The sequence below is a fragment of the Coprobacter tertius genome, assembly GCF_024330105.1.
Taxonomy (GTDB): domain Bacteria; phylum Bacteroidota; class Bacteroidia; order Bacteroidales; family Coprobacteraceae; genus Coprobacter; species Coprobacter tertius.
Window position 1 is genome coordinate 14,616 of the sequence record NZ_JANDHW010000005.1, and the last position, 23,582, is coordinate 38,197.

Annotated in this window: 17 protein-coding genes; 9 read left to right on the plus strand and 8 right to left on the minus strand. The window is 44.7% G+C overall.

Features of this window, described 5'->3' with window-relative positions; translation table 11 throughout:
- Positions 1–101: 101 nt before the first annotated feature.
- From NMU02_RS06160 to NMU02_RS06180, 5 genes are read left to right on the plus strand one after another with little or no spacing between them, the layout of a single operon-like run.
- Entirely contained in the window at positions 102–944 is an 843-nt protein-coding gene (locus NMU02_RS06160; protein WP_255026623.1) for a prephenate dehydratase, read from the plus strand.
- Entirely contained in the window at positions 919–2,118 is a 1,200-nt protein-coding gene (locus NMU02_RS06165) for a pyridoxal phosphate-dependent aminotransferase (RefSeq protein WP_255026624.1), read from the plus strand. The genes NMU02_RS06160 and NMU02_RS06165 overlap by 26 nt, the downstream gene beginning before the upstream one ends.
- A gap of 24 nt (positions 2,119–2,142) precedes the next feature.
- Positions 2,143–3,204: a bifunctional 3-deoxy-7-phosphoheptulonate synthase/chorismate mutase type II gene (locus NMU02_RS06170; protein WP_255026928.1), complete on the plus strand. Its 1,062-nt coding sequence runs from the start codon at positions 2,143–2,145 to the stop codon at positions 3,202–3,204.
- A 5-nt stretch (positions 3,205–3,209) separates the two neighbouring features.
- Complete coding sequence (locus tag NMU02_RS06175) at positions 3,210–3,983, plus strand: prephenate dehydrogenase (RefSeq protein WP_255026625.1); 774 nt, start codon at positions 3,210–3,212, stop codon at positions 3,981–3,983.
- Positions 3,984–4,031: 48 nt separating this feature from the next.
- The gene (locus tag NMU02_RS06180; RefSeq protein WP_255026626.1) at positions 4,032–4,190 is read left to right on the plus strand and encodes a hypothetical protein; all 159 of its coding nucleotides are present in this window, start codon (positions 4,032–4,034) and stop codon (positions 4,188–4,190) included.
- A gap of 15 nt (positions 4,191–4,205) precedes the next feature.
- Here NMU02_RS06180 and NMU02_RS06185 read toward each other — a convergent pair whose 3' ends face one another.
- Genes NMU02_RS06185 through NMU02_RS06195 form a run of 3 tightly spaced genes read right to left on the minus strand, consistent with a single transcriptional unit; the run spans position 4,206 to position 6,637 of the window.
- Positions 4,206–4,919 (minus strand): SOS response-associated peptidase, encoded by a 714-nt coding sequence (locus tag NMU02_RS06185; protein ID WP_255026627.1) that lies wholly within the window; start codon positions 4,917–4,919, stop codon positions 4,206–4,208.
- Positions 4,920–4,921: 2 nt separating this feature from the next.
- Positions 4,922–6,181: a Y-family DNA polymerase gene (locus NMU02_RS06190; RefSeq protein ID WP_255026628.1), complete on the minus strand. Its 1,260-nt coding sequence runs from the start codon at positions 6,179–6,181 to the stop codon at positions 4,922–4,924.
- A 6-nt stretch (positions 6,182–6,187) separates the two neighbouring features.
- Positions 6,188–6,637: a LexA family protein gene (locus tag NMU02_RS06195; protein ID WP_255026630.1), complete on the minus strand. Its 450-nt coding sequence runs from the start codon at positions 6,635–6,637 to the stop codon at positions 6,188–6,190.
- A 474-nt stretch (positions 6,638–7,111) separates the two neighbouring features.
- Between NMU02_RS06195 and NMU02_RS06200 the strand changes: the two genes are divergently transcribed.
- The 4 genes from NMU02_RS06200 to NMU02_RS06215 all read left to right on the plus strand — a co-directional run bounded on the left by NMU02_RS06200 (position 7,112) and on the right by NMU02_RS06215 (position 16,983).
- Positions 7,112–10,402, plus strand: a complete 3,291-nt coding sequence (locus tag NMU02_RS06200) for a SusC/RagA family TonB-linked outer membrane protein (protein WP_255026632.1) — start codon at positions 7,112–7,114, stop codon at positions 10,400–10,402.
- Positions 10,403–10,432: 30 nt separating this feature from the next.
- Entirely contained in the window at positions 10,433–12,202 is a 1,770-nt protein-coding gene (locus NMU02_RS06205) for a SusD/RagB family nutrient-binding outer membrane lipoprotein (protein ID WP_255026633.1), read from the plus strand.
- A 313-nt stretch (positions 12,203–12,515) separates the two neighbouring features.
- The gene (locus tag NMU02_RS06210; protein ID WP_255026635.1) at positions 12,516–15,590 is read left to right on the plus strand and encodes an endo-beta-N-acetylglucosaminidase; all 3,075 of its coding nucleotides are present in this window, start codon (positions 12,516–12,518) and stop codon (positions 15,588–15,590) included.
- A gap of 211 nt (positions 15,591–15,801) precedes the next feature.
- Positions 15,802–16,983 carry a sialidase family protein gene (locus tag NMU02_RS06215; protein ID WP_255026930.1) on the plus strand — a complete coding sequence of 394 codons (1,182 nt, stop codon included), beginning with the start codon at positions 15,802–15,804 and terminating at the stop codon, positions 16,981–16,983.
- Positions 16,984–17,115: 132 nt separating this feature from the next.
- Here the strand turns inward: NMU02_RS06215 and NMU02_RS06220 are convergent, their stop codons facing one another.
- The 5 genes from NMU02_RS06220 to NMU02_RS06240 all read right to left on the minus strand — a co-directional run bounded on the left by NMU02_RS06220 (position 17,116) and on the right by NMU02_RS06240 (position 23,542).
- Entirely contained in the window at positions 17,116–18,786 is a 1,671-nt protein-coding gene (locus NMU02_RS06220) for a S8 family serine peptidase (protein ID WP_255026637.1), read from the minus strand.
- A 217-nt stretch (positions 18,787–19,003) separates the two neighbouring features.
- A complete protein-coding gene (locus tag NMU02_RS06225) occupies positions 19,004–19,915 on the minus strand; it encodes a sugar phosphate isomerase/epimerase family protein (RefSeq protein ID WP_255026639.1) in 912 nt (303 codons plus the stop codon).
- Positions 19,916–20,040: 125 nt separating this feature from the next.
- Positions 20,041–20,931: a 3-keto-disaccharide hydrolase gene (locus NMU02_RS06230; protein ID WP_255026641.1), complete on the minus strand. Its 891-nt coding sequence runs from the start codon at positions 20,929–20,931 to the stop codon at positions 20,041–20,043.
- Between the two features lie 36 nt (positions 20,932–20,967).
- Positions 20,968–22,437, minus strand: a complete 1,470-nt coding sequence (locus NMU02_RS06235) for a glycoside 3-dehydrogenase (RefSeq protein WP_255026643.1) — start codon at positions 22,435–22,437, stop codon at positions 20,968–20,970.
- A gap of 28 nt (positions 22,438–22,465) precedes the next feature.
- Positions 22,466–23,542 (minus strand): disaccharide 3-dehydrogenase, encoded by a 1,077-nt coding sequence (locus NMU02_RS06240; protein WP_255026644.1) that lies wholly within the window; start codon positions 23,540–23,542, stop codon positions 22,466–22,468.
- Positions 23,543–23,582 lie beyond the last annotated feature (40 nt).

Sequence of the window (23,582 nt, forward strand, 5' to 3'; positions counted from 1 at the left end):
GTAAGGTGGTGAATTCACGTAATAATAATTAAGCGTATTTATAATATCCCACCTTTGAAAAACAAAGTGTGGGATTTTTAATATAATGAAGTTTTATAACAATGAAAAAAGTTGCAATACAAGGAGTATCGGGTTGTTATCACGAAACAGCGGCTCGTAATTTTTTCTCGGGAGAAGAAATACAGGTCGATCAGTGCCGTACTTTCGAAGAATTACTCGAACATATGGGTAAAGACGCTTCCCTGATAGGAACCATGGCGATAGAAAACACCATCGCGGGGTCACTCCTTCAGAATCATGAATTGTTAAGAAAAAGCGACGCCTGCATCATCGGAGAATACAAATTGCGTATTTCTCACGTGCTGGCCGCTCTGCCGGGTGAGAAAATAGAAGATATTACCGAAGTAAACTCCCACCCCATCGCCCTGATGCAATGCGGAGACTTTTTGGCAGGTCACCCTTCTATGAAAGTGGTAGAGAAAGGCGATACTGCGGGAAGCGCCCGTGAAATATCCGAAAAAAAACTAAAAGGGCATGCCGCTATTTGCGGAAAACTGGCTGCCGAATTATACGGCTTGAATATTCTTGCCGAAGGTATCGAAACCAACAAACGCAACTTTACACGATTCCTGATACTGGCCGATAACTGGAAAAAAGAAGAATTGATACAGGAAAGCAAAATAAATAAATCTTCTCTCATTTTTACCCTTCCTCATTCTCAGGGTAGCCTTTCAAAAGTTCTTACGATTCTGTCTTTTTACGATATAAATCTCACCAAAATACAATCATTACCCATCATCGGAAGAGAATGGGAATACCGGTTTTATGTAGATGTGACTTTCGATAACTACGTGCGTTACCGTCAATCCCTCGAAGCCATCATTCCATTAACAAAAGACTTTAAAATACAAGGAGAATATGCTGAATTCACACAACCCCTCTAAAATGATAACTCCGGCAAACAGAGTAAACCAGATAAGCGAGTATTATTTCTCGAAAAAACTGAAAGAAATTGCTGAAATGAATGCTAAAGGGATGCAGGTTATAAGCCTCGGCATCGGTAGCCCCGATCAACCACCACATCCCGATACGATCGAAACGCTATGCAATGAAAGCCGTAGAAACGACACCCACGGTTACCAACCCTATGTGGGTATTCCCGAATTACGGAATGCATTTGCAACATGGTACCGCAAATGGTTTGGAGTTGAACTCGATCCGGCAAAAGAGATACAACCTCTGATTGGCTCTAAAGAAGGAATCCTGCATATTTCACTGGCCTTTCTTAATCCGGGAGACGGCGTACTGGTTCCCAATCCGGGATATCCCACGTATCGGTCGGTCAGTAATCTGGCCGAAGCCAATCTCATCGAATACGAGCTGAAAGAAGAAAACGGTTGGATGCCCGATTTCGAAGAAATCGAAAAAAACGACTTATCGAACGTAAAAATCATGTGGGTAAACTATCCCAACATGCCGACCGGCACACCGGCCACTCCCGAGCTGTTTGAAAAACTCGTCGACTTCGGGAAAAAACACGGGATTATCATCGTCAACGACAATCCGTACAGTTTTATCCTCAACGATAATCGACTGAGTATTTTACAAGTACCGGGAGCAAAAGATATCTGCATAGAGATGAACTCTATGAGTAAGTCTCACAACATGCCGGGATGGCGTATCGGAATGCTCGCTTCCAATCCGCAATTTGTTGAATGGATTCTTAGGGTAAAAAGCAATATCGATTCGGGAATGTTCAAACCCTTGCAAAGCGCTGCGGTTACGGCATTATCAACCGACGAAACCTGGCATCGGGAAATGAATATCGACCTGTATCGCCGCCGCCGGCATCTCGCCGAAGAAATTGTAAATACGCTGGGATGCTCTTTCGATCCCGATCAGGTAGGAATGTTTCTTTGGGCACGCATTCCCGATAACGAAGTCGATTCGATTTCTCTGGCCGATAAAGTATTGTATCAGGCACGCGTATTCATAACTCCGGGAATTATTTTCGGTTCCCAAGGAAAAAGATTCATACGCATTTCTCTCTGTGCGACAGAAGAAGTCCTTGAAAAAGCTCTCGAACGTATAAAAACAAACCTGAAAAATAATAAATAAAAATACGACAATATGACTGAAACAATGAATTTCGAATCTATTCTATTACCGGGCGTAAATGCCAAACGCCCTTTGATTATCGCCGGCCCTTGCAGCGCCGAGACGGAACAGCAAGTACTCGAAACGGCCAAAGATCTGGCGAACCGTGGTGTTAAAATTTTTCGTGCAGGGATATGGAAACCACGTACCAAACCGGGTGGTTTCGAAGGTGTTGGCAGTAAAGGGCTTCCCTGGTTGAAAAAGATAAAAGAAGAAACGGGAATGTACACTTCTACCGAAGTTGCCAACGAACGACATGTGTTCGAAGCTTTAAAATATGGTGTCGATATGTTATGGATAGGTGCCCGCACCACAGCCAACCCCTTTGCAGTTCAGGAGATCGCCGATGCCCTGAAGGGAGTCGATATTCCTGTCCTCATAAAAAATCCGGTCAATCCCGATCTCGAACTCTGGATCGGAGCCGTCGAACGTATTTATAATGCAGGATTACACAAAATCGGAGTCATTCACCGTGGATTCAGTTCTTATGATAAAAAGTTATACCGTAATCTCCCGCAATGGCATATACCCATCGAATTACGCCGCCGGTTACCCGAACTTCCTATTATCTGCGATCCCAGCCATATCGGCGGTAAACGCGAACTTATCGCGCCACTTAGCCAACAGGCCATGGACCTCGGATTCGATGGACTTATCGTAGAATCCCACTGTAATCCCGATTGCGCCTGGAGTGATAAAGACCAACAGGTAACCCCCGACGTACTCCATTATATTTTAAACATGCTGGTAATACGCGAAACACAACAAACGACCGAAAGCCTTACCGAACTGCGCTGCCAGATCGACGAATTCGATAACCAACTGCTCGAATTACTGGCAAAACGTATGCGTGTTTCCCGCGAGATCGGACAATATAAAAAAGAACACGGTATGCAGGTTTTGCAAACCGCCCGTTACGACGAAATTTTGAGCAAGCGTATTGCTCAAGCTCAAGAAATGGGTATGGACGGAGAATTTATGCAACAAGTATTACAAGCCATACATGAAGAGTCGGTAAGACAACAAATGGAGGTACTGAACAAATAAAAACGATGAAAATACTGATTTTAGGAGCCGGTAAAATGGGCTCGTTCTTTGCCGATGTTCTTTGTTTCCAACACGAAGTGGCTCTTTTCGATACCGACATGAAAAGATTGCGTTTCGCATTCAACACGCAACGCATCACAAAAATAGAAGAGATCGAGGCGTTCAAACCCGAGCTCGTAATTAATGCGGCGACTGTAAAGTACACCATCGATGCATTTAAAATGGTGCTACCCCATATCCCTGCGAATTGTATCATTTCCGATATCGCTTCGGTAAAAACAGGATTACCCGAGTTTTATAAAAAAGCCGGACATCCGTTTGTTTCCACCCACCCGATGTTCGGTCCTACATTCGCAAGTCTCAGCGACCTGAGTACGCAAAATACAATTATTATTTCCGAATCGGATCATCTCGGAAAAGTGTTCTTCAAAGACTTGTATAATAGTCTGAGACTGAATATTTTCGAATATTCGTTTAAGGAGCACGACGAGACGATCGCGTATTCATTATCTATCCCCTTCGCATCTACGCTGGTCTTTGCTTCGGTCATGAAACATCAGGATGCACCGGGTACCACGTTTAAGAAACACATGGACATCGCCCGCGGACTTCTGTCCGAAGACGATTACCTGCTTACCGAGATACTTTTCAATCCGCACACTCCGGGACAAGTCGAGAAAATACAGGAACAACTCTCGTACCTACTCACTATCATCCGGGAAAAAGACAGCGAAGCCATGAAAGAGTATCTGACAAAACTACGGGAAAATATAAAATAATTTACCTATTGTCATCCTGAGCTATGGGGATCTTTTGCTCTGCTCAGGATGACAAACTATTATTCTTGCTATCCTGAGCCTTCTTGTCATCCTAAGCGAATCGAAGGATCTCCTAAGCAACCAGAAAAGGGCAATGTTCCCGAGGCGACCGACATGAGGGGATGTTTCGCTAACGCTCAACAAGACAAAAACTTGAGAGTCGGATAAAAAGCGGGAAAAAATTTATGCTGTCCCGGCATGCTCGAGTACCGAGGGGTCGAAAGGATTCTTTTTCAGAAAATCCTTTCTAATAACATAAGCATCCATCCTATCGGCATCAAATGGTTTCAAAAGAGCTTTTATTTCCTCTTGCGTCAACCCCGAACCGAGCCATATCTCCTCTTCTTCCCGAGAAAGTATCGCCGGCATACGGTTGCCTGTACGGGGAGCGTTATGTATATACGCTGTTAAGGGATTAGCTGCCGTCGTTATCATCGAAAAAGTGTAAACCGTTTCCCCGGTAACGGGATTATCCCATACATCATATATTCCGGCTATCGAAAAAACGGGTTCGTTTTTCAGAAAAATATAGTAAGGAATTTTATCATCCCCTTCATGTCGCCATTCGAAATATCCGGTACTCGGTATCAGGCAACGATGTCTTTTTATCGATTCCCTGTAAGAAGGCTTGCTGAAAACGGTCTCGGCTTTCGCATTATAAGTCATGCGCCGTATCTGCGACGCATCTTTTTCCGTGCGAGTCCAAAAAGGGATAAGTCCCCATTTATATGCCTGTATTTCACTATCGGATGTAACGACAGCACAATCGGGATCGGTGAACGCCGCTATTCGGTAGTTTTGTGTCACACCGGAAACCGACTCTATGATATTTACTTTCCGGTTATAACGAGCTGCCAGTTCCTTCGCCTTTTTGCTCATCGAATTATAAAAACACATGACTATTTACAATTTATGTTTATAATATCGGTCATTCTGGTCGAATAACACGGAGACAGGCATTCTTGTTTAAGCTTCCACTTGCGACGGCCGCTTTGTACGGCCAAAGTCAGCCGGTTATCGGTGAATCCCCGGTTCATATGATCGACTACACGCATAAATTTAGCTTGTTTTTTCCGGTTTACCGCATCAAAAAGATTAGTTTGTACACGATCGGTAATTTCCGTTACGATAACTCCGGCTTTTTTAAAAAGATAACCTTCCCGGTATATATCCCGTAAAGCCGCAAGAGCATAATGCACGATTTCCATCGTATCGTCGGTAGGTACGGGAAGTTCAATAACCCGGTTCCGGCAATACTGCGGCAAATCTTCCCTGAAATTATTCGTATGTATAAATACCATCAGAGATACCGCATAACCATGCTGCCGGCGCAACTTTTCGGCACATACCGAAGCGTAACAGGCGACCGCTTCCGAAAGTTCTTCTATATCTGCAACCGAACTCCCGAAAGCTCGTGATGTACATATCTGCTTTTTCCTGGGTACAGCCGTTTCCATATCGATGCACGGCTCACCGTTCAGTTCCCGCCACATGCGTTCTCCTACTACCGTCATATATTTTCGTACCCAGCTTTGCGAAAGACACGAAAATTCGTAAGCATTTGTTATACCTTCTCCTCTAAGAAAACGATTGTATCGCCCTCCGATCCCCCACACGTCTCCGATATCGGTAAGAGAAAGCGATTTTACCCGCCTCTCCTCCGAATCGATCATGCATACATTATGATAAGCCGGATATTTTTTCGCAAATTTGTTAGCTACCTTAGCCAGTGTTTTCGTCGGAGCGATTCCCATACTTACCGGTATACCCGTACTCCGTTTTACGGTGGCGGTCACCTGTTCGCCATACTCTTTCAACCCTCCTGTTTCCAAACCGGTAAGATTCAAAAACGCCTCGTCTATCGAGTAAATTTCCATTTCGGGAGAAAAATGCTGGAGAATAGCCATTACTCGGGCCGACATATCTCCGTACAACGTATAATTTGAGGAAAATACATAAATATGATGCCGTTCTATCTCTTCTTTTATCTGGTAAGCCGGTACTCCCATTTTTATACCTAATTTCTTCACCTCGTTACTACGGGCAATCACACAACCATCATTATTACTCAGTACTACAATCGGCTTATCTCTCAGCGATGGATTAAATACCCGCTCGCAAGACGCATAAAAATTATTGCAATCTACCAGCGCAAACATATCTCATTACCTCCTGCGCATTTGCTTTTTTATCGAATAAGTAACAATACCCCATACAATAAAATCGTTATCCCGGGTCACTTTTATAGGCCGGTAATCCTCGTTGGCCGGCACGAGCCATACTACGTCTTTATCTACCCGTATAAATTTTATGGTAAATTCCCCATCGATAAAGCACACGGCCATATCCCCGTCACGCGGCGTAACCGACTTATCTACGATAACGATATCCCCGTCATATAATCCGGCATCCCGCATGCTGTCACCAGAAACCCGTCCGTAAAACGTACTGGCCGGATGACGGATAAGCTCTTTATTCAGATCGATCGCCGAATCGATATAATCCTGTGCAGGACTCGGAAAACCCGCTTTTATTTTTTCTCCTGCGAACGGAAGAGTAATTCCGTCTCCGCAATACACTTTATATAATACGATAGCCGAATTATTTTTATCCATACAATACCTCCGACAGCAAAAATACGACATTCCCGAACAGAAAAAATATCTTTATATATCATTGAGTTACAGTATTTTTTATTTACCAAAAAGCAACATACGGTTTTATAAATTATTGTAAGAAAATTTGCGAACAGGATACATAATCTACTTATATTCAACAATATATATACAAAACAATATTCTTTGTAAGATCGTTATACCGGTATTATAACCAAAAATGTATGTCGGGAGAATATCAAAAAAAGAAAAAGGATGGCCGATTATCTAATTTAAATATTTTAACTAATTATTTCTATTACTTCATTAGTATCATAGACTCACTATTTGTACTATAAATGTATATATGCGTTAAAACTAAACAATAACAACAAGCCATAAAAAACGTAACTAAATGAAAAACAATACTTAATAAAAATTTTACTTAGAATCAATTGAAATATCTACAGTTTGTAAACCTTAAAAAAATATGAAATGAATAAATTGACAATACACAAGATACTATTCTTGTTACTATTCTTTTCCTTTATTTCTCCGGCAACACTATTAGCACATAAGGCAGCCGTAACGGCAGAAAATTCTCTTGCCGTTAACTCTCAGCAAAATAAAAGGGAAATTACGGGTACAGTAAAGGATAAACAAGGCGAACCCATGATCGGGGTAAGCGTAGTGGTAAACGGTACCACCAACGGTACGATTACCGATCTCGACGGTAATTTTAAAATATCGGTTCCCGCAACCGGTGCCGCGCTTAAATTCACCTATATCGGATACCTGCCCGTTACACTGGCAGTCGATAAAGCCAAATCATTCGATATCGTTATGGAAGAAAATGCGCAACAACTCGGCGAGGTAGTCGTAACGGCTATGGGTATCGAAAGAAAAGAAAAATCGCTGACCTACGCTACACAAAAAGTCGGAGGAGACGATCTTACGAAAGTACAAGACGTTAATTTCGTGAATTCTCTCGACGGCCGTATATCTGGCGTCACCATTACTCCGAGTGCGGGAGGTGCCGGCGGTGCCTCCAAAATACTCCTTAGGGGTAACAAATCGATACTGGGAAATAATACACCATTAGTCGTTGTCGACGGTATTCCCATGACAAATAACGTAAACTCGCAAAAGGGTTGGGACGCCGGTTCCAATCTTAATTACGCCAATGTTTCCGAAGGTTCAGACCCGCTCTCCCTGGTCAATCCCGACGATATCGAAAGCATCAATGTACTGAAAGGGGCCAATGCGGCCGCCCTGTACGGCAGTGCTGCCGCCAATGGGGTCGTTATGATTACTACCAAAAAAGGGAAAGAAGGTAAGATAGATGTTAATATTACCTCTAACGTTACGTTCGAAAAACCATTGCTTACCCCCAAAATACAAAATGTTTACGGAGCCGGGGTGAATCTTGTAGCCAATACGATCGATGTAGACAGTTGGGGTAAAAAAATTACCGACCAGACCCCCGAAGAACTGGCCTATAAGGGTGCCCATCTCCGTAATTACGCTAATGACGATGTAGCCGATTTCTTCGGTACGGGGGTAACCTTCAACAATTCGGTATCGGTAAGCGGCGGTTCCGAAAAAGTACGATCTTATTTCTCGTATGCCAATTCTCATGCCGACGGTATGCGCCCCAACAACACTTACAACCGGAATTCACTCTCTTTCAGACAAAACTATGCGTTATTTAATAAAAAACTGAATATCGACGTTTCTTTGAATTATACCCATGCCGTTACCCGCAACCGGCCCGGCGGTGGTACGGCGTTGAATCCTATTTACGATTTGTACACCGTTCCCCGCAATATCGACATGGACTATTACAAAAACAATTACATGATCGATAACGGACAATGGACTTCGAATCAGGAATATTACCATTATGTAAAAGGTGATAAAGGACAATGGATCTGGCAGTCGGATAAAGTCGATCTGCAAGGGAAACAACAGCAATGGGCTTTCCCTTCCAAAGGGCAAAACAATCCTTATTGGTTGACGAATGAAGCGAACGGAAGAAGCGAAGAAGAAAGGGCACACGGTTATATATCGGCCAAGTACGAGCTTATCAAAGGATTAACCATACAGGGCCGTTTAAGTATGGATCGTACCCGCTTTAAAAGCACTACAAAACGGTCTGCCACAACCTGGAATCCGTCCGTCATGGAAGATTACGGGGTGTTCGGACAAGACCTGATTACGACCAACGAAGTATATGTCGATTACCTGTTGAGCTACAACCGGGAAATCAAGGATTTTTCGGTATCGGCTACCGCCGGATGGGTAGGACATACCATCGAGAACTACGGGCAAAATATCTGGACGCCTGCTACTACCTTCGATCCTAACCGGCGCATTCTGCCTACACTGATCAATTTCTTCGATCCGACGGCCTCAGGCGGGAATCCAACAGAACGCACATCCTCCAACAACCCCAATTGGGATAAAGCCGCGCTTTTCACCGGTCAGGTAGGCTATAAAGACATGATTTATATCGACGGCAGTTACCGCCGCGACTGGTACCGGGCCTTTAAGCAATTCTCCAGCCGGGGCGTACCCGACAACTACGGTTATTTCGGTTTCGGAGCCAGTGCGATATTTTCCAGCATATTCGAATTGCCCGAGGTGATCACCAACCTCAAACTGAGGACTTCTTACAGTGAGGTGGGTAACTCTATCCCTAATATACTGTTCAATAAAGCGACAGAAAATTCACTCACCGGTTCGGTGACCATACCTGCCTACGGCTATTTCGACAACCCGGTTCCAGAAAAAACGAAATCTTTCGAGGCCGGATTCGATATTTCCCTGTTCGGCAATGCCGTAGATATGGATTTTACCTATTATAACTCGGCCATGCACAACAGTTACCTGCTAAACAGCAGCGGCGGCGGAAAGTCTATTCCCGTAAATACCGGAGTCATCCGCAATCAGGGTATCGAGACTACGGTGGGATATTCCTTGAATATCGCCAAAGACTTTATGTGGAGAACTTCGGTTAATTTCTCCTTCAACAAAAACAAAATAGAAAAAACATACCATAAACCCGACGGCAGCGAAGTACTCATAGAGCAAAAAATCGCCAATGATAAAATACAGGTAAAATATAGCGAAGGGGGCCAATACGGCGATATGTACGCAACCGATTTCAAGCGCGATGCCGATGGCAATATCGTTTTATCGTCGACCGGAGCGCCCGTTCTTTCAGATGAAAAATTCGGTCTGTACATCGGCAACATGAATGCCAAATACCATTTGGGATGGAGCAATACTTTTACGTATAAAAATTTCGCCCTCTTTTTCCTGATCAACGGAAAAATAGGCGGTAAAGTCATCTCCTTTACCGAGGCCGAACTCGACCGGCTGGGCGTATCGCAACGTACGGCCGACGCCCGGTTGGCCGCCGAAGCCGATCCGTCACTCGTCTGGAACGGGAAACCGGCTCTGGTTATGCCCGACGGTAACCTCGCCCCCATCAAAGAATACTACCAGACCATCGGCGGCGATGTAAACGCTACCCAATACGTCTACGACGCAACCAATTTCCGCCTGCGCGAACTTTCGCTCGGATACACTTTCCTCAACCTGTTGGGAATGGGTAAGAACGTTACCGTATCGGCCATCGGCCGCAACCTGTTCTTCCTGTATAAAAAAGCACCGGTCGATCCCGATATTTCCCTTTCCACGCAAAACGGACTGGGAGCTTTCGAGATATTCAATATGCCTTCGGCCCGCTCGTTCGGTTTCTCTGTAAAAGTTAATTTTTAGTCGATAATCACTTAATAAACAGGTTCAATTATGAAAAAATATATTTTCCCCGCCATACTGGCCGCATTTACATTCGTTACGTTTCAGTCTTGCCTCGACTACGACATGCCGGGTGATGAGTTACTCGATACCGAAACCGAAGTAGATCCTCAGATTTTCCACGGGGCGGCCGATAAGATCGATTACCGTAAAGAAATCAGCGAAGAAGGATTCAAACAAGCCGAAATAAATTTAAAAACTAATTTCAGTCAAATGCTTACCGCCCAATACGCCATGCGGGGCGGTAAAGAAGGTACCTATCCGGGTGCCCACCAGTATCAATTTCAGTTCAGCCTCATTACCGACAACTATGCCGGTTACCTCTGCCTACCGCATAACTTCGACGGACGCATAAAATCTACCTATGCAAAATCGGTATTTATCGATGGTGCCAACGGCTCGTTCAATATCGTCAAAAACGGATTGGTACCCTTGCTCAATCATCCCGATATCGACTCCATACCCGAATTTAAAGCCATCGCCCTGTTATTATACGATTATTCGTCGCAGGAAATGGCCGATCTTTTCGGCGCCTTACCCTATGCGGATTACAAGGCCAATAAGCAAGACCATCCCTTCGAATTCAATTCGGTCAGGGACATTTATTATACGATCGTCGACAACATCGATACCATTACAGCATGTTTCAAACATTACGAAACGCGTCCTCAATGGTATAAAACCCGCGTGGATAAACTGTTGCTGAAATACGATGTGGTCACCATGGGTCTGAGTATAGATAACTGGGCTCGTTTTGCGAACTCGCTAAAACTGAGAATAGCCATGCATAGCGTAAAAGTAGAATCTAACCAAGCGAAACAATGGGCCGAAGAAGCCGTAAACGGGGGGGTAATAGAAGCGACCTCGCAGGAAGTAGGACTTATCCCCACCCTCCTCGGATTTACGAACCCGCTAGTCGAAATCTCCGAGACTTGGGGAGATACCCGGATGAACGCTTCGTTCGAAAGCCTGCTGGCAAGCCTGAAACATCCGTATATGGAATATTTATTCCTGAAAAATTCCGACGCGTTGGTAAACGATGCCGACGAATCGGATGTACTGCCGGCAGATTCCCGCATAGTCGGCCTCAGGGCAGGTATACCCATGATTCCGGGACAGTCGGCCAAAACAAATCCGAGAGAACGTTACTCCCGGCTGAACAAAAAATCGATGAACAATGCACCTCTCTATTTGATGAAACTTTCCGAGGTCGATTTTCTTAGAGCCGAAGGTTCTGTCCGGGGCTGGAATATGGGCGGTACGGCTCAATTTTTCTACGAAAGAGGCATCGACAATGCTTATGTGGAAGACCGTAGCGGTAGCGACAAAAACGAATATCTGAACCGGCTTTCAGATTATAAAAACCTTGCAAGCGCCATAGATTATACCTATATCGACCCTATGGACCATGCGAACAATATGCCGAGCGTTACGAAGATAGGGGTGAAATGGAACGAAGGCGATGACCGGGAAATAAAACTCGAAAAGATCATTACCCAAAAATTCATCGCCCTTTTCCCGAATTCGTTCGAAGCATGGGGTGAAATGCGGCGCACGGGATATCCTAAAGAATTCCCGGTACTGAATGTAGACGACGGTGACGGAAGTCTGAAACCGGGCGATCTGGTACGTCGGCTGCTATTTCCGAGTGATACCGACGCTAAAAAACAAGATATCGAAACATCAGGTAAAAAAGCGTTAGGCGGCCTCGATCAACAAGCTACCCGCGTATGGTGGGATACGACCGCTCCTAATTTTTAATGAATCGTAACACGGCAGCCGATGGCATGAACGCCCTGTCATCGGCTGCGATTACCCGGTCAACCTAAGCATTTTTCTGTCAGCCTGAGCGATTATCCGGTCTTCCTGAGCGTCAGCGAAGGATCTTCCCGGTAATCGGGAAAAGGCTGTAGCGGCGGAGAGGAAAAAAGGTTTTACTCGACACTACAGGGAGGTAATTCGACAGGAGGAAGGTCAACTTCAAGATGACGATGAAATCCCAGAATATATATTATTAAAATAAAAAACTCTGAATAAAAATCAGAGACTTATTATTCACTTAATACTTACCATTATGAAAAAAATTACTTACGCATGCATCGCCGCTTTGGTTTGCCTGCTTTGGGTAGCGCCTCTTTCGGCGCAGGATACCGATCCTACGCCACCGCCCTCGGCATCGACCGAAATTTTCGATTTTACGCCTTTTAACGACAAGATCATGCTCGAACTTTTCGAAAAGGCACTCGAACAGGGAAGAAAATATCCCACCCAAGAAGAATTCGAAGCAGCCGGATTCAATTACATGGATATCGAGTTCGTTCGTTCGCATACCCGCCTGCGACCGGCCATGATCGAAAAAAACAAGCAGCTCAATCCCGAATTGTACGAAAAAAGGCAGGTATTTATGAATATCCCTTCCGGAAAAGCGAAAGGGATAGGGGGGTATCCCAGCAGCGATTTCAGCAACGACGTATTCTCCATGTGGAACTATACTAAATTGTTCGGGTCGTGGAATCACGGTCTCTTCCAGGCGCCCGGTGTTTGGACCGATGCGGCTCACAAAAACGGTACCGACATTATGAGCGGTATCAAATTCTTCGAAAGCTGGACTCCGGGGAGCGGTGCCGGTGAATACGCAGACTTGATTACCACAAAAAATGAGGACGGTTCCTATAAATATGCCGAACCGATGATCAATTGCCTCATGTTTTTCGGGTTCGACGGCATTAACTATAACTGGGAAGACAACAGTTACGATAACGATGATGTTGTAGCTTTCCATAAAACCTTGTATAAACTCGCCGCCGAAAAAGGTTTCGATAATTTCCATATCGCGATTTATACTTCCAGTGCGATTCTGAACGCCCGCAATGTGGAAGCCCTGTTCGGCACCACCGAAACCGGAAAAACAACCGACCTGATGCTCAATTATTCCGGCGGCGACTTTTCTTATAATATGGGCTCTTCGGTACAAACGGCGGAAAGCAACATGGGAACCGCAGACGGTCTTTATGCAGGCGTTTGGATCGTTACTATGGATCGTAGCTGGAGCCGCCTGAATGCAGACGAAGATTCGAAACGGTGCGGTATATGCCTCTGGGGTGAACACGATATGAGCCGCTTTATGAGCTATAATGTGGGGTCTACCTCTCTGGCATTTCAGTCGAATTACCAGAAACTTCTCGAAAGAGCCTTCTCGGGCGGTAACCGCAATCCGGCCAGCTTGCCTCCCATTTCCGATACTGGCAATAACTGGACGCAAGAGGGTGATAAAGAACCGCTATCGACGTTCTGCGGACTGGCGACCTTCGTACCCGAACGTACTGCCATTCAGGGCGATCTTCCGTTCACGACCTACTTTAATTTAGGAAACGGGGAAAGGTATAATTATAAAGGTAAAAAAACTTTCGGGAACTGGTACAATATGGGAAACCAAGATATCGTACCTACCTACCGATGGCTCGTTTATAATGCCGATACCAAAAACGTTTCTTCCGATATCCAACCCGAATTTACCAACGAAGATGCTTACATGGGCGGGGCGGCTCTGCGCCTTTTCGGGAATGCCGTTTCGGCAGGTACCGACGTCGTTCTTTACCGGGCCAAACTCCATGTAGCTCATGGGGAACCCAAGGTGAAGATCGCCGTTAAGCAAGGGACTCCCGTACAGGGAACTCAAACTTCGGGACTCTCGGTTATCCTCAAAAAACTCGATAACGACCAGTGGTACGAAATTCCCGTTGGAGATACCCAAGGACCGGAATGGCAGGAAAAAGAACTGCCCATGACAGGGTTCGGTACCGGAGACGTAATCGAATACATCGGCCTGCGCGTAAAAGGAAGCAGCCCAGCTTACAATATGCTGGTAGGTAAACTCGAACTCAGTGATAACCGCATCGCGGCTCCCGCTCCCATTAAAGCCAATAGCTTGAAAGTAGAAGTGAAAGAAGAAACGACTAAATCGCTTTCGGTAAAAGTGAACTGGATGGTAGACCCCGCCGGAGTGAACGCGACTCGCGCCGACTATGGACTTATCTATAACGACGAAGCCAATATCGACCACTTCGAAATTATGTACAAAAACGGCGCCGAAGGTAAAATCTCTGAAATAGCCCGTACCTCTTCCTGGTCGGGATTCGCCGGCAAAATAAAATTCGAAAGTACCGACGACGAACCTTATATCGGCGTACGTGCCGCTTCGGTAGATATGAAAACCTACTCGCCCGTAGAATGGGTAAAAGTAGAACGCTCTGCTTCGCCCGATCTGCCGGTATACAAAGATGACACGTATTGTGAATCGGTTATCGACCCCAGTGCGGCCGGTTACGAGGTAGCACTTCAAACCCGTTATATCAAAACATTCTCTACAGAAGGCGCCGTACAAGATCTCGATTACACGGCTGCCGGACCTGCACCCGGAAAAACTAACTATGTAGATGCGACAGACCATGTATTGAAAGTTAATCAAGGACAAACCATTACCCTCAAATTCAGAGCATACGATACTAGTACTGCTGCTAAACAAGACGGTTTGCGGTGGTGTTTCGCTAAAGCCTATATGGACTTCGACCGAAGCAATTCGTTCGAACCCGACGGTGACGAAATGCTGTTCGATCTGGGTACGCCCAATGCAGGAACTCCCGCGTTCGAAACGCAAGTAAACAGCCAAACGTATACCGTTCCCGCCGACGCCGCTCCCGGAAAGAGCCGCCTGCGCGTGGTATTCTCCGACGCATGGTTCGCTCATCCCGGCCCGTGCGGTAAAACGTCGAAAGGATTCTCGATCGACTTCGGTGTGGAAATCATGGGAAACAACCCGGCCCGACCGGTAGCCCCTGACCTACATGACCAAGGAGAAGCCGACGAACCCGACCGCGTAAGAGACGATAACCCGAATGATCCTCCTCAAAGTATCGAAACGGCGCAGGCATATGCCGGTTTCTCTACCTGCTACCCCAGCCCGGCCGACAACGTTATCTTCTTTAACGACGTGGAGAAAGCTTGGGTATATACCTTGAACGGACAGTTAGTGAAGTTCGCTACCGGCAATCCCCAAAGTCTCGATGTTTCGGATCTTTCTTCCGGTATGTACATCGTAAAAATGGAGTACAACAACGTCATCAGAAGCCAGAAATTATACAAGAAATAACCGTATAGAAATTTTCCTATAAAAACCGTCTCCGTCAAACGGAGAGGTTAATAACAACCAAAGCCGCCCGGCACTGCGAAAGGCAGACGGAATTTTCCGTACCGGGCGGCTTTTTTTAATTTAATAATTTAAATATCTTTACCGAATATTTCCGTATTAAACCGGTATTCGATAAATCATTTTTATAATAAAAACTTTTTACTCATTGGCTATGAATATTCGATCGTTAAAACAAGTATTTTTGATTCTCCTTTTCCCGCATTGTATATCTTCCGCTTTCGCCTTAAACACCTGCGACAGCATTTCAGAGCGTGTTCTCGTCTTCGACATGGGAGACGACGGATCCCGTTTCTATCGTATTCCGGCTCTGGTTACCGCCGCAGACGGTTCTCTCGTTGCCGTTGCCGATAAACGGTGGGACAAGATAAACGACTTACCCGCCCGCATAGACGTAGTAGCGAGGCGCAGCACAGATAACGGACGTACGTGGTCGCCTATGATCACCATCGCTAAAAACGATACCACCGGATGCGGCGACGCTGCGCTCATATTAAACGAAAAAAATGGAGAACTGTTATGCATCTTCGCCTCGGGTAACGGTTTATGGCAATCGGATTATAAACAACCTATGCATATAAATATAAGCAGAAGCGTAGATAACGGACTTACATGGACTTCGCCCCGGGATATCACTCCGCAAATTTACGGCCCCGACTGTAAAGACGCCGTGAGAAAACAATGGTACGGGGCTTTCGCTGCTTCGGGCAGAGCACTGCAAACGAGAGACGGCCGCATTATGTTTGTTATCGCGGTAAGAACGACTCCCGAATGGGGAGGCCCGATAAGCAATTATGCTTGCTATTCTGACGACGGGGGAACCACCTGGAATGTTTCGAAAAACGCGGCCGATACCAACGGCGACGAAGCGAAACTGGTAGAACTCGATAACGGAGATATACTCATGAGTATACGCAATCGTGCTCAGGGAGAGCGTAAATTCTGCCTTTCACAGGATAAAGGAATCACTTGGGGTAAGCCTTATTTACAAAAAGATATACAAGACCCCGCCTGTAACGGGGATATTCTGCGATACGCATCGGTAAAAGACGGCGACCGCCACAGCATTCTCTTACACTCTATACCCGACGACCCGAAAATTCGCCGTAACGTATCGATACTGGCCAGCTTCGACGAGGGCCATACCTGGCCGCTAAAAAGAATAATAACACCAGGGTACTCGGCATACTCATCGATGACGGTATTACGCGACGGAAGCATCGGAATACTTGTGGAAGAAGGTAAATGGGACAACAACCTGCCGGGGAAAGACGGCTTCGAACTCTGGTTTATGCGGCTTACACCTGACTGGCTCTACCCCAATTCCCTTAAATAAAAATATCCACACAAAACGAGGTTCATATAAATCGTTATGGAGAAACGACCTGTCTTATCCTCCCTTTACACTGTGATTTAGAAAAATAAAAAAGTATATTTTATAAAACTTGCTTTCTTCGCCATGAAACGATTATTTCAACGATTGCAGATTATCATCGGGACTTATCTCTCTGATAAGCTCTATCGCTTTACGAATATCCGGAATGCCGTAACCGTATGGCAGTTGGGGAGAACCGTACCTGTCTGCCGAACGTTTAAGAATATCGGACAATTGCCGGTTTGTCAACCGGGGATATGCTTGCCATAAACAAGCCGCCAATCCACAAAGAATGGGACTGGCGTAAGAAGTACCGCTTCTGGGGCCGACCGTACCATCGGGACCGATTGTATAAGCACTCTGGCCAAGAGATACGATATCGGGCTTCATCCGGCCGTCTACCGTTATACCGTATGCTGTAAAAGAGCCGATTTCTCCGTTCTTATCCACCGACCCCACAGTAAGAACATCAGGTGAATCGGCCGGAGTACCTACCCATGAGCCGTCGTTTCCGGTACAGCATACGATAAGCATCCCCTTTGACGCAGCCATATTGGCTGCCCTTGTGGCCAGAGCTGTTTTTCCATCCATTTCTTCATATTTATGAGAGGTAAAAGGGGGATCATAAGTGATATAATACAAAGAAGTATTTACTATATCGGCACCCACACTATCGGCATATTCGACAGCAGCCGCCCAATAATCTTCTTCTACAGGACAATCACCCGTCATATCTTCGGAACGTAAAAGCCAATAAGAGGCGCCCGGCGCCGTACCGATAAAATAGCCGGGACGGTTCGTCGCCATACAGGAAGTCACCCATACCCCGTGGTTATCATCGGCATAAGGATCGGATTTACCATAAATAAAAGACCGGGCTCCTTTAATATGAATGTCGTTCAATGCGGGATTATCGGGTAAACCGATAAATCCGGCATCGATTACAGCAATATCGATACCCTCCCCCGTATAACCGAGATCATGCAATACCTGTCCGTTATGAATAGAAATATTAACCAACGCTTTCCCGTAATCACCGGCTGAAAACCGGGCGGCATTTCGGGAAAAATACCTTTCGGAAAGGCTTTCTGATTCTGCCGGCTCTTTATTCCCCCTCCAAACCATCACAACGTCTTCTACAAAAGGTAACTTCATATATTCATCGGCTATATTCGGGTCATCGCTTTGCACGCAAACCGTTTGCAGCCATTTACTGCGAGACACTATTTTACCACCCACTTTTTCAATTTGCGCCAAATACTCTTCAGACAAAGGAAGATCCGACCCGGCGATCGGAATATTCCTTTTACGCCTTTTTTCAACCGCCGAAACTGAAAGAAATTCCTCGGGACGGCTCAAGGAGAAACCGGTCGTTCCCTTGTCTTTTAAAACAAGACGAAATATATAACTGTAATTTTGATTGATAACGATATTACTCGCTGCATAGAGTCCGTTATGAGTATAAGCGGAAACTTTTATACCCGAAATAAATTCATTATAAGCGACAGCTGTAACCTTTCCGGTATTATCTACGCTCACAAGATTAGTATTTGCTTCCCAACGAACCTCGTCCCCGTTTAAAGCCACCCCGTTTAACCGGGCAACCAACTGACAGGATTCACCGACCGATAACGTAACAAATTCCGGATCGACCGTAAAAACGGAAACCGGCGGCTCGCTTTCTTCCTTATCGCCACATGCTTGCAGAAAAACAAAAAAGAATACGCCCCAGACAAGCCGGGTAATAAAAATATAATATTTCATCGTGTATGTGGCATAAAAAGAGTTGATTTTTTTATTCCCTTTACAAAGAAGGGAAATAAAATGCGATATAATGAATAAAATTCAAAAATAATTTTGTCTATCATATAATATTCAAACGTTTAATCGATATTTATTTTTCAATTTTAAAATAAAAAAAGCGTCTGTTTTGTAACAGACGCTTTTGAAATATTATATACCCGGTTACTCTGAACACAAGTTACCGGTAGGACGATTTTACAAAAGGGGCACTTATCAGATAATCGATACTCGTTTTTACACTTTTTTCTACCGGCATACTATAATTTTCGACTTCTACAATAATATGTTGAACTCCCGCTGTATGCGCATTCTTAAAAATAACGTCGAATCCGACCATACCGCTCTCCCCTATTTCGCGGTGATCTTTAATATGAAGTAAAGAAAAACGACCTGGATATTTATTAAAATAATCGACCGGAGAACGGTCACCGATTACTGTCCAGTAAACATCCATTTCGAAAAAAACATATTCGGGATCGGTATTCTCGATCATATAATCCAACATTATCGCTTTATCTTCTACCTTCCGGTATTCGTGAGCATGATTATGATAACCGTATTTTATACCGCTGGCCTTACACTTTTTCCCAATCTCGTTATAATAGTCGCAATAAGTTTTCAAGTCTTTCAGAGTTTTAGGCCTCTCGAGATGCGGAGTTACGATGTAAGACATACCCGCCGCCTTATGATCGGCGATACATTTATCCCACCATTTAAGAGCTTGCGTGAAATCGCCCGATGCCAGTTCGTCGGAGGTCAACGACCGGGTACAGTGAGAAGATAAAACTCTCATCCCGGCAGACTCCACATCTTTTTTAAATTCCTGCGGTGTACGGTTATAAAACCGGCCATTGTTATAGTCGGCTGTTTCTACGGCCGTATATCCCATTCGGGAAAGTTCTTTCAACAATTGAGTATATCTGGGATCGGCTTTGCCGGGAGCGTTGTGAAAACCGGATAATTTATCCCTTACCGAATATAATTGAATAGCAATATCTTTCTCAGGCTTACTATTTTTCTGTGCGTTTACTTCGGGAAATGTTGCCAAAGCCATCAAAAGAACGGCCGGCAGAAATAATTTGATTTTCATGGCGAATGTTTTTACAAAGTATTAAAATATATAACAAACATTGGAGAGCGCGAGAAGCACTCCCCAATGCAAAATATAATTCACATCTGTTTAAGAAAAAATTTATCTAACCGACGTGGTGGATATCAATCCAATACTTTTATACGGATATTGCGGAACCATACATCATCGCCATGATCCTGAAGACCGATATAACCTTCACGATCGGCTCCACCTACATTATTCAACAATTCGAAAGCCAACGGCCATTTATCCTTGCTGAACTTGCTTGCCTGCAACATATCTGTCCACTGGGGAGTCCACAAATGATATTCGAGAACATTAGTGTCATTTTGTCCGTGAACGACAGTGCCTTTATAAACCATAATTTTTGCCTTATTCCATTCACCGAAAGGTTTTGCATTTTGAGGAACAGCGGGAATCATATCGTATAAAGATGCCGACTGACGATTATTGTCTTTTCCCAATTTAGCGTCGGGATGATTTTCGTTATCGAGAACCTGATATTCGGGAGCCGAAATATAAATAGGTTCCAAACGAGTTTCACCGTTTTCGGGATTTACAGATTCTACTTCCTGTGCCAGATAGAAAATACCCGAGTTTCCTCCTTTAGATACCTTCCACTCCATTTCCAGTTCGAAGTTTTTAAATTTATGAGCGAAAATAAGATCTCCTCCTTCGGCATCTTGTGCTTCGCCGCCACCCGAACCATTAAACTTAATCGCACCATTATCAACTGTCCATTTTCCGGGAATACCCTCTTTACCGTATCCACGCCAGCCTTTCATTTCTTTTCCGTCGAAAATAACGATATATCCGTCTTTATCTGTTTTAAATTCAGATAAATCTACCTGTTGGTTATCAAGAACTTTATATTCGGGACCCGCTTTTTCTGTTTTTGCGGTCTCAGCCGTTGCATCAGCATTATTTTCGGCTTTTTTAGTTCCCCCCCCGCACGATGCAAACGCTGCAACGAATGTCATACAACTTACTGCTAAAATTAAATTCTTTTTCATCGTTTTAATTTTTTAATATTGTTAATTCTTTAATTATTATTTCGGCATTTCAGGTAATTTCCAGCCTTCACGATAAGTATGCTTAATCAATTCCTGCGCATATGCTTGTGCATTTACTGGTTCGGTCCACTTTTTATCGAAAGTCGGATGACCGTCTTTAATATGGAAACCGTCTTTGATCACAGTACTGATAGTCGCATTCGGATCGATATTGGTAAACTGCATATTGGGACCATCCCAATGCAATTCCTGATTTAAAGACTGTAATCTGATAGCCAATACGCCCATAACGACCATTTCATTGAAAGGCCCTGCTTCACTAAATGGAGAAGCTGTTTGTACCCGATATTCGGGATCTTCTTTACAAGCACGCACAAAATCCATTTCGTGAGAAGTTTTTACTTCTCTCAGCACCTTAGGAGCTTCGGGATTTCTACCCGACAACAACCACGGATTAGCACCGTAGCAACCACAGATCAAAGTATCTTTAGTACCATGGAATATAACACCGCCACCCTGATCATTCATATCTCTGCCAACAGGGAAACCTTCGGGACGCATCGGTTTCATACCTCCGTCGTACCAAACTACTTCGACTTCGGGGAAAGCCACTTTAGGCATATTTTCACGAGCCGGGAAGATAAATTTTACCATTTGCGCATTGGGGGCGCAATCAGTAAGCAACAAAGTAGAACTACCCTGTACTTTTGTAGGATAACCCAACTTCAATCCCTTAAATACAGGATGAAGGATATGACATGCCATATCTCCCAAAGCACCGGTTCCGAAATCCCACCAACCGCGCCAGTTCCACGGAGTATAAATTTCATTGAAATCACGGTACTTAGCCGGCCCCAGGAATAAATCCCAATCTAATGTCTTGGGAGGCTTCTGAGACACTTCGGGACGGTTCAATCCTTGCGGCCAGATAGGACGGTCGGTGAATGCTTCGACTTTGGTCACTTCGCCGATTTCACCGTTCCATATCCATTCGCATATTTTGCGTACACCTGCGGCAGAAGCCCCTTGATTACCCATCTGAGTTGCGACATTCTTTTTATCGGCCAGTTTCGTCAACAGACGAGATTCGTAAACGCTATGCGTAAGGGGTTTCTCGAGATATACGTGCTTACCCATTGTCATTGCATCAGCAGCAATAAGAGCGTGTGTGTGATCGGCAGTAGCCACCATAACGGCGTCGGCCGACTTGCCCAACTCTTCGAACATCTTCCGATAATCGTTATACCTCTTTGCATTGGGATATTCTTTAAATACATTCGAACTGTATTTCCAGTCTACATCGCAAAGACCGATGATATTCTGAGATTTCATACCTCTCAGTACGTGCGCTCCACGGCCACCGATACCCACACCGATAATATTAAGTTTATCACTCGGCGGTACATGCCCGAAACTCTTTCCCAGAATTGAACTGGGAGCTACTGTAATTCCTGCAAGGGCCATGGCCCCGGCTTTAATGAATTTTCTTCTTGAAATGTCCGACATAAATAGAAGATTTTAGTTAATAAAGATGTTATTGTGTTTGTTGTAATAATCCGTATCCGTTTTTCATTGTTCTTCTCCGGTGCAATATTTTCTCCAACGTCTGTAACTCGCCGATTGCAGGCATATCATTCTTTTTAGCATTTTCAAGAAAATCCCACGCATATTGCGATGCCACAGCCGAGTCACGCAAAGTAGGCAGATCGGGGTGACGTACACCCGTCTCGATGGACTGTGCGAACAAATCGCATAAAACATCAATGTTCTTACCACCAAAAGGTCTTTCCTCCCGTACTGTCTGGTTCACTCCGTGCAACTCTACCACTGCTGTCTTAAAATCGTGTGTCATACGCACGATGCCTTCTGTACCGATAATATCTACATAAGAATTATGCGTCTGATTTTTAGACAACTGCCCATAAACATGTCCTTGTGTGATATCGAATACGACACCGTTTTCAAACGTTCCGTGACACTGCAACCACCAAGGATCTTTATACGACCACATACGTACGGCCTGCGCATTCCAGGTTTTAAAATCGCATCCGGCATACCAACGCGCAATATCTACATAATGCATTCCGCAATCGTGAAAAGAAGGGCCTTCATATTCATGTCCTTCTCCCGGTGCAAGCCCCGGAGTAAGGTGGCAAATACGCAAAATAGCTAATTCACCGATCTCACCTTGCTTTATATACTCTCTAATAAGTTTGTGATACCACGAATTGCGAAGATACAGGTTAACGGTAGAAAAAAGCGAAGTACTTTCTGCGATTCTAACGGCCTCCCATTCGCGATCGATACTGTCTGCTATAGGCTTCTCCGAAATCACATGCTTACCACTACGCATCGCTTTTTCTATTTGTTCTTTTCTCGAATCGGCCAAAGCAAATAATCCGACGACCTGTACTGTCTTATCATCGAAAATTTCCTGTTCATTCTCTATTACTTTCGATTCCGGCGATAATTTATGAGCCAGTTCACGTGATTTGGGATTAGTATCACAGATATAAGCTATATTCCACTTTCCGCTTTTTTGCATCTCCTCGAGATGGTATCTACCCATCCTACCGAAACCGATAAGCCCGATTTTGATTAAGTCGTTCATGTTATTAGCTGTAATTTATGTTTTTCTCTCTAATACGGAC

Excerpts from the sequence above, each read along its gene's own strand:
- NMU02_RS06160 (WP_255026623.1), top strand. The coding sequence starts at position 102 with ATGAAAAAAGTTGCAATACAAGGAGTATCGGGTTGTTATCACGAAACA.
- NMU02_RS06165 (WP_255026624.1), top strand. The coding sequence starts at position 919 with ATGCTGAATTCACACAACCCCTCTAAAATGATAACTCCGGCAAACAGA.
- NMU02_RS06170 (WP_255026928.1), top strand. The coding sequence starts at position 2,143 with ATGAATTTCGAATCTATTCTATTACCGGGCGTAAATGCCAAACGCCCT.
- NMU02_RS06175 (WP_255026625.1), top strand. The coding sequence starts at position 3,210 with ATGAAAATACTGATTTTAGGAGCCGGTAAAATGGGCTCGTTCTTTGCC.
- NMU02_RS06180 (WP_255026626.1), top strand. The coding sequence starts at position 4,032 with ATGACAAACTATTATTCTTGCTATCCTGAGCCTTCTTGTCATCCTAAG.
- NMU02_RS06185 (WP_255026627.1), bottom strand. The coding sequence starts at position 4,919 with ATGTGTTTTTATAATTCGATGAGCAAAAAGGCGAAGGAACTGGCAGCT.
- NMU02_RS06190 (WP_255026628.1), bottom strand. The coding sequence starts at position 6,181 with ATGTTTGCGCTGGTAGATTGCAATAATTTTTATGCGTCTTGCGAGCGG.
- NMU02_RS06195 (WP_255026630.1), bottom strand. The coding sequence starts at position 6,637 with ATGGATAAAAATAATTCGGCTATCGTATTATATAAAGTGTATTGCGGA.
- NMU02_RS06200 (WP_255026632.1), top strand. The coding sequence starts at position 7,112 with ATGAATAAATTGACAATACACAAGATACTATTCTTGTTACTATTCTTT.
- NMU02_RS06205 (WP_255026633.1), top strand. The coding sequence starts at position 10,433 with ATGAAAAAATATATTTTCCCCGCCATACTGGCCGCATTTACATTCGTT.
- NMU02_RS06210 (WP_255026635.1), top strand. The coding sequence starts at position 12,516 with ATGAAAAAAATTACTTACGCATGCATCGCCGCTTTGGTTTGCCTGCTT.
- NMU02_RS06215 (WP_255026930.1), top strand. The coding sequence starts at position 15,802 with ATGAATATTCGATCGTTAAAACAAGTATTTTTGATTCTCCTTTTCCCG.
- NMU02_RS06220 (WP_255026637.1), bottom strand. The coding sequence starts at position 18,786 with ATGAAATATTATATTTTTATTACCCGGCTTGTCTGGGGCGTATTCTTT.
- NMU02_RS06225 (WP_255026639.1), bottom strand. The coding sequence starts at position 19,915 with ATGAAAATCAAATTATTTCTGCCGGCCGTTCTTTTGATGGCTTTGGCA.
- NMU02_RS06230 (WP_255026641.1), bottom strand. The coding sequence starts at position 20,931 with ATGAAAAAGAATTTAATTTTAGCAGTAAGTTGTATGACATTCGTTGCA.
- NMU02_RS06235 (WP_255026643.1), bottom strand. The coding sequence starts at position 22,437 with ATGTCGGACATTTCAAGAAGAAAATTCATTAAAGCCGGGGCCATGGCC.
- NMU02_RS06240 (WP_255026644.1), bottom strand. The coding sequence starts at position 23,542 with ATGAACGACTTAATCAAAATCGGGCTTATCGGTTTCGGTAGGATGGGT.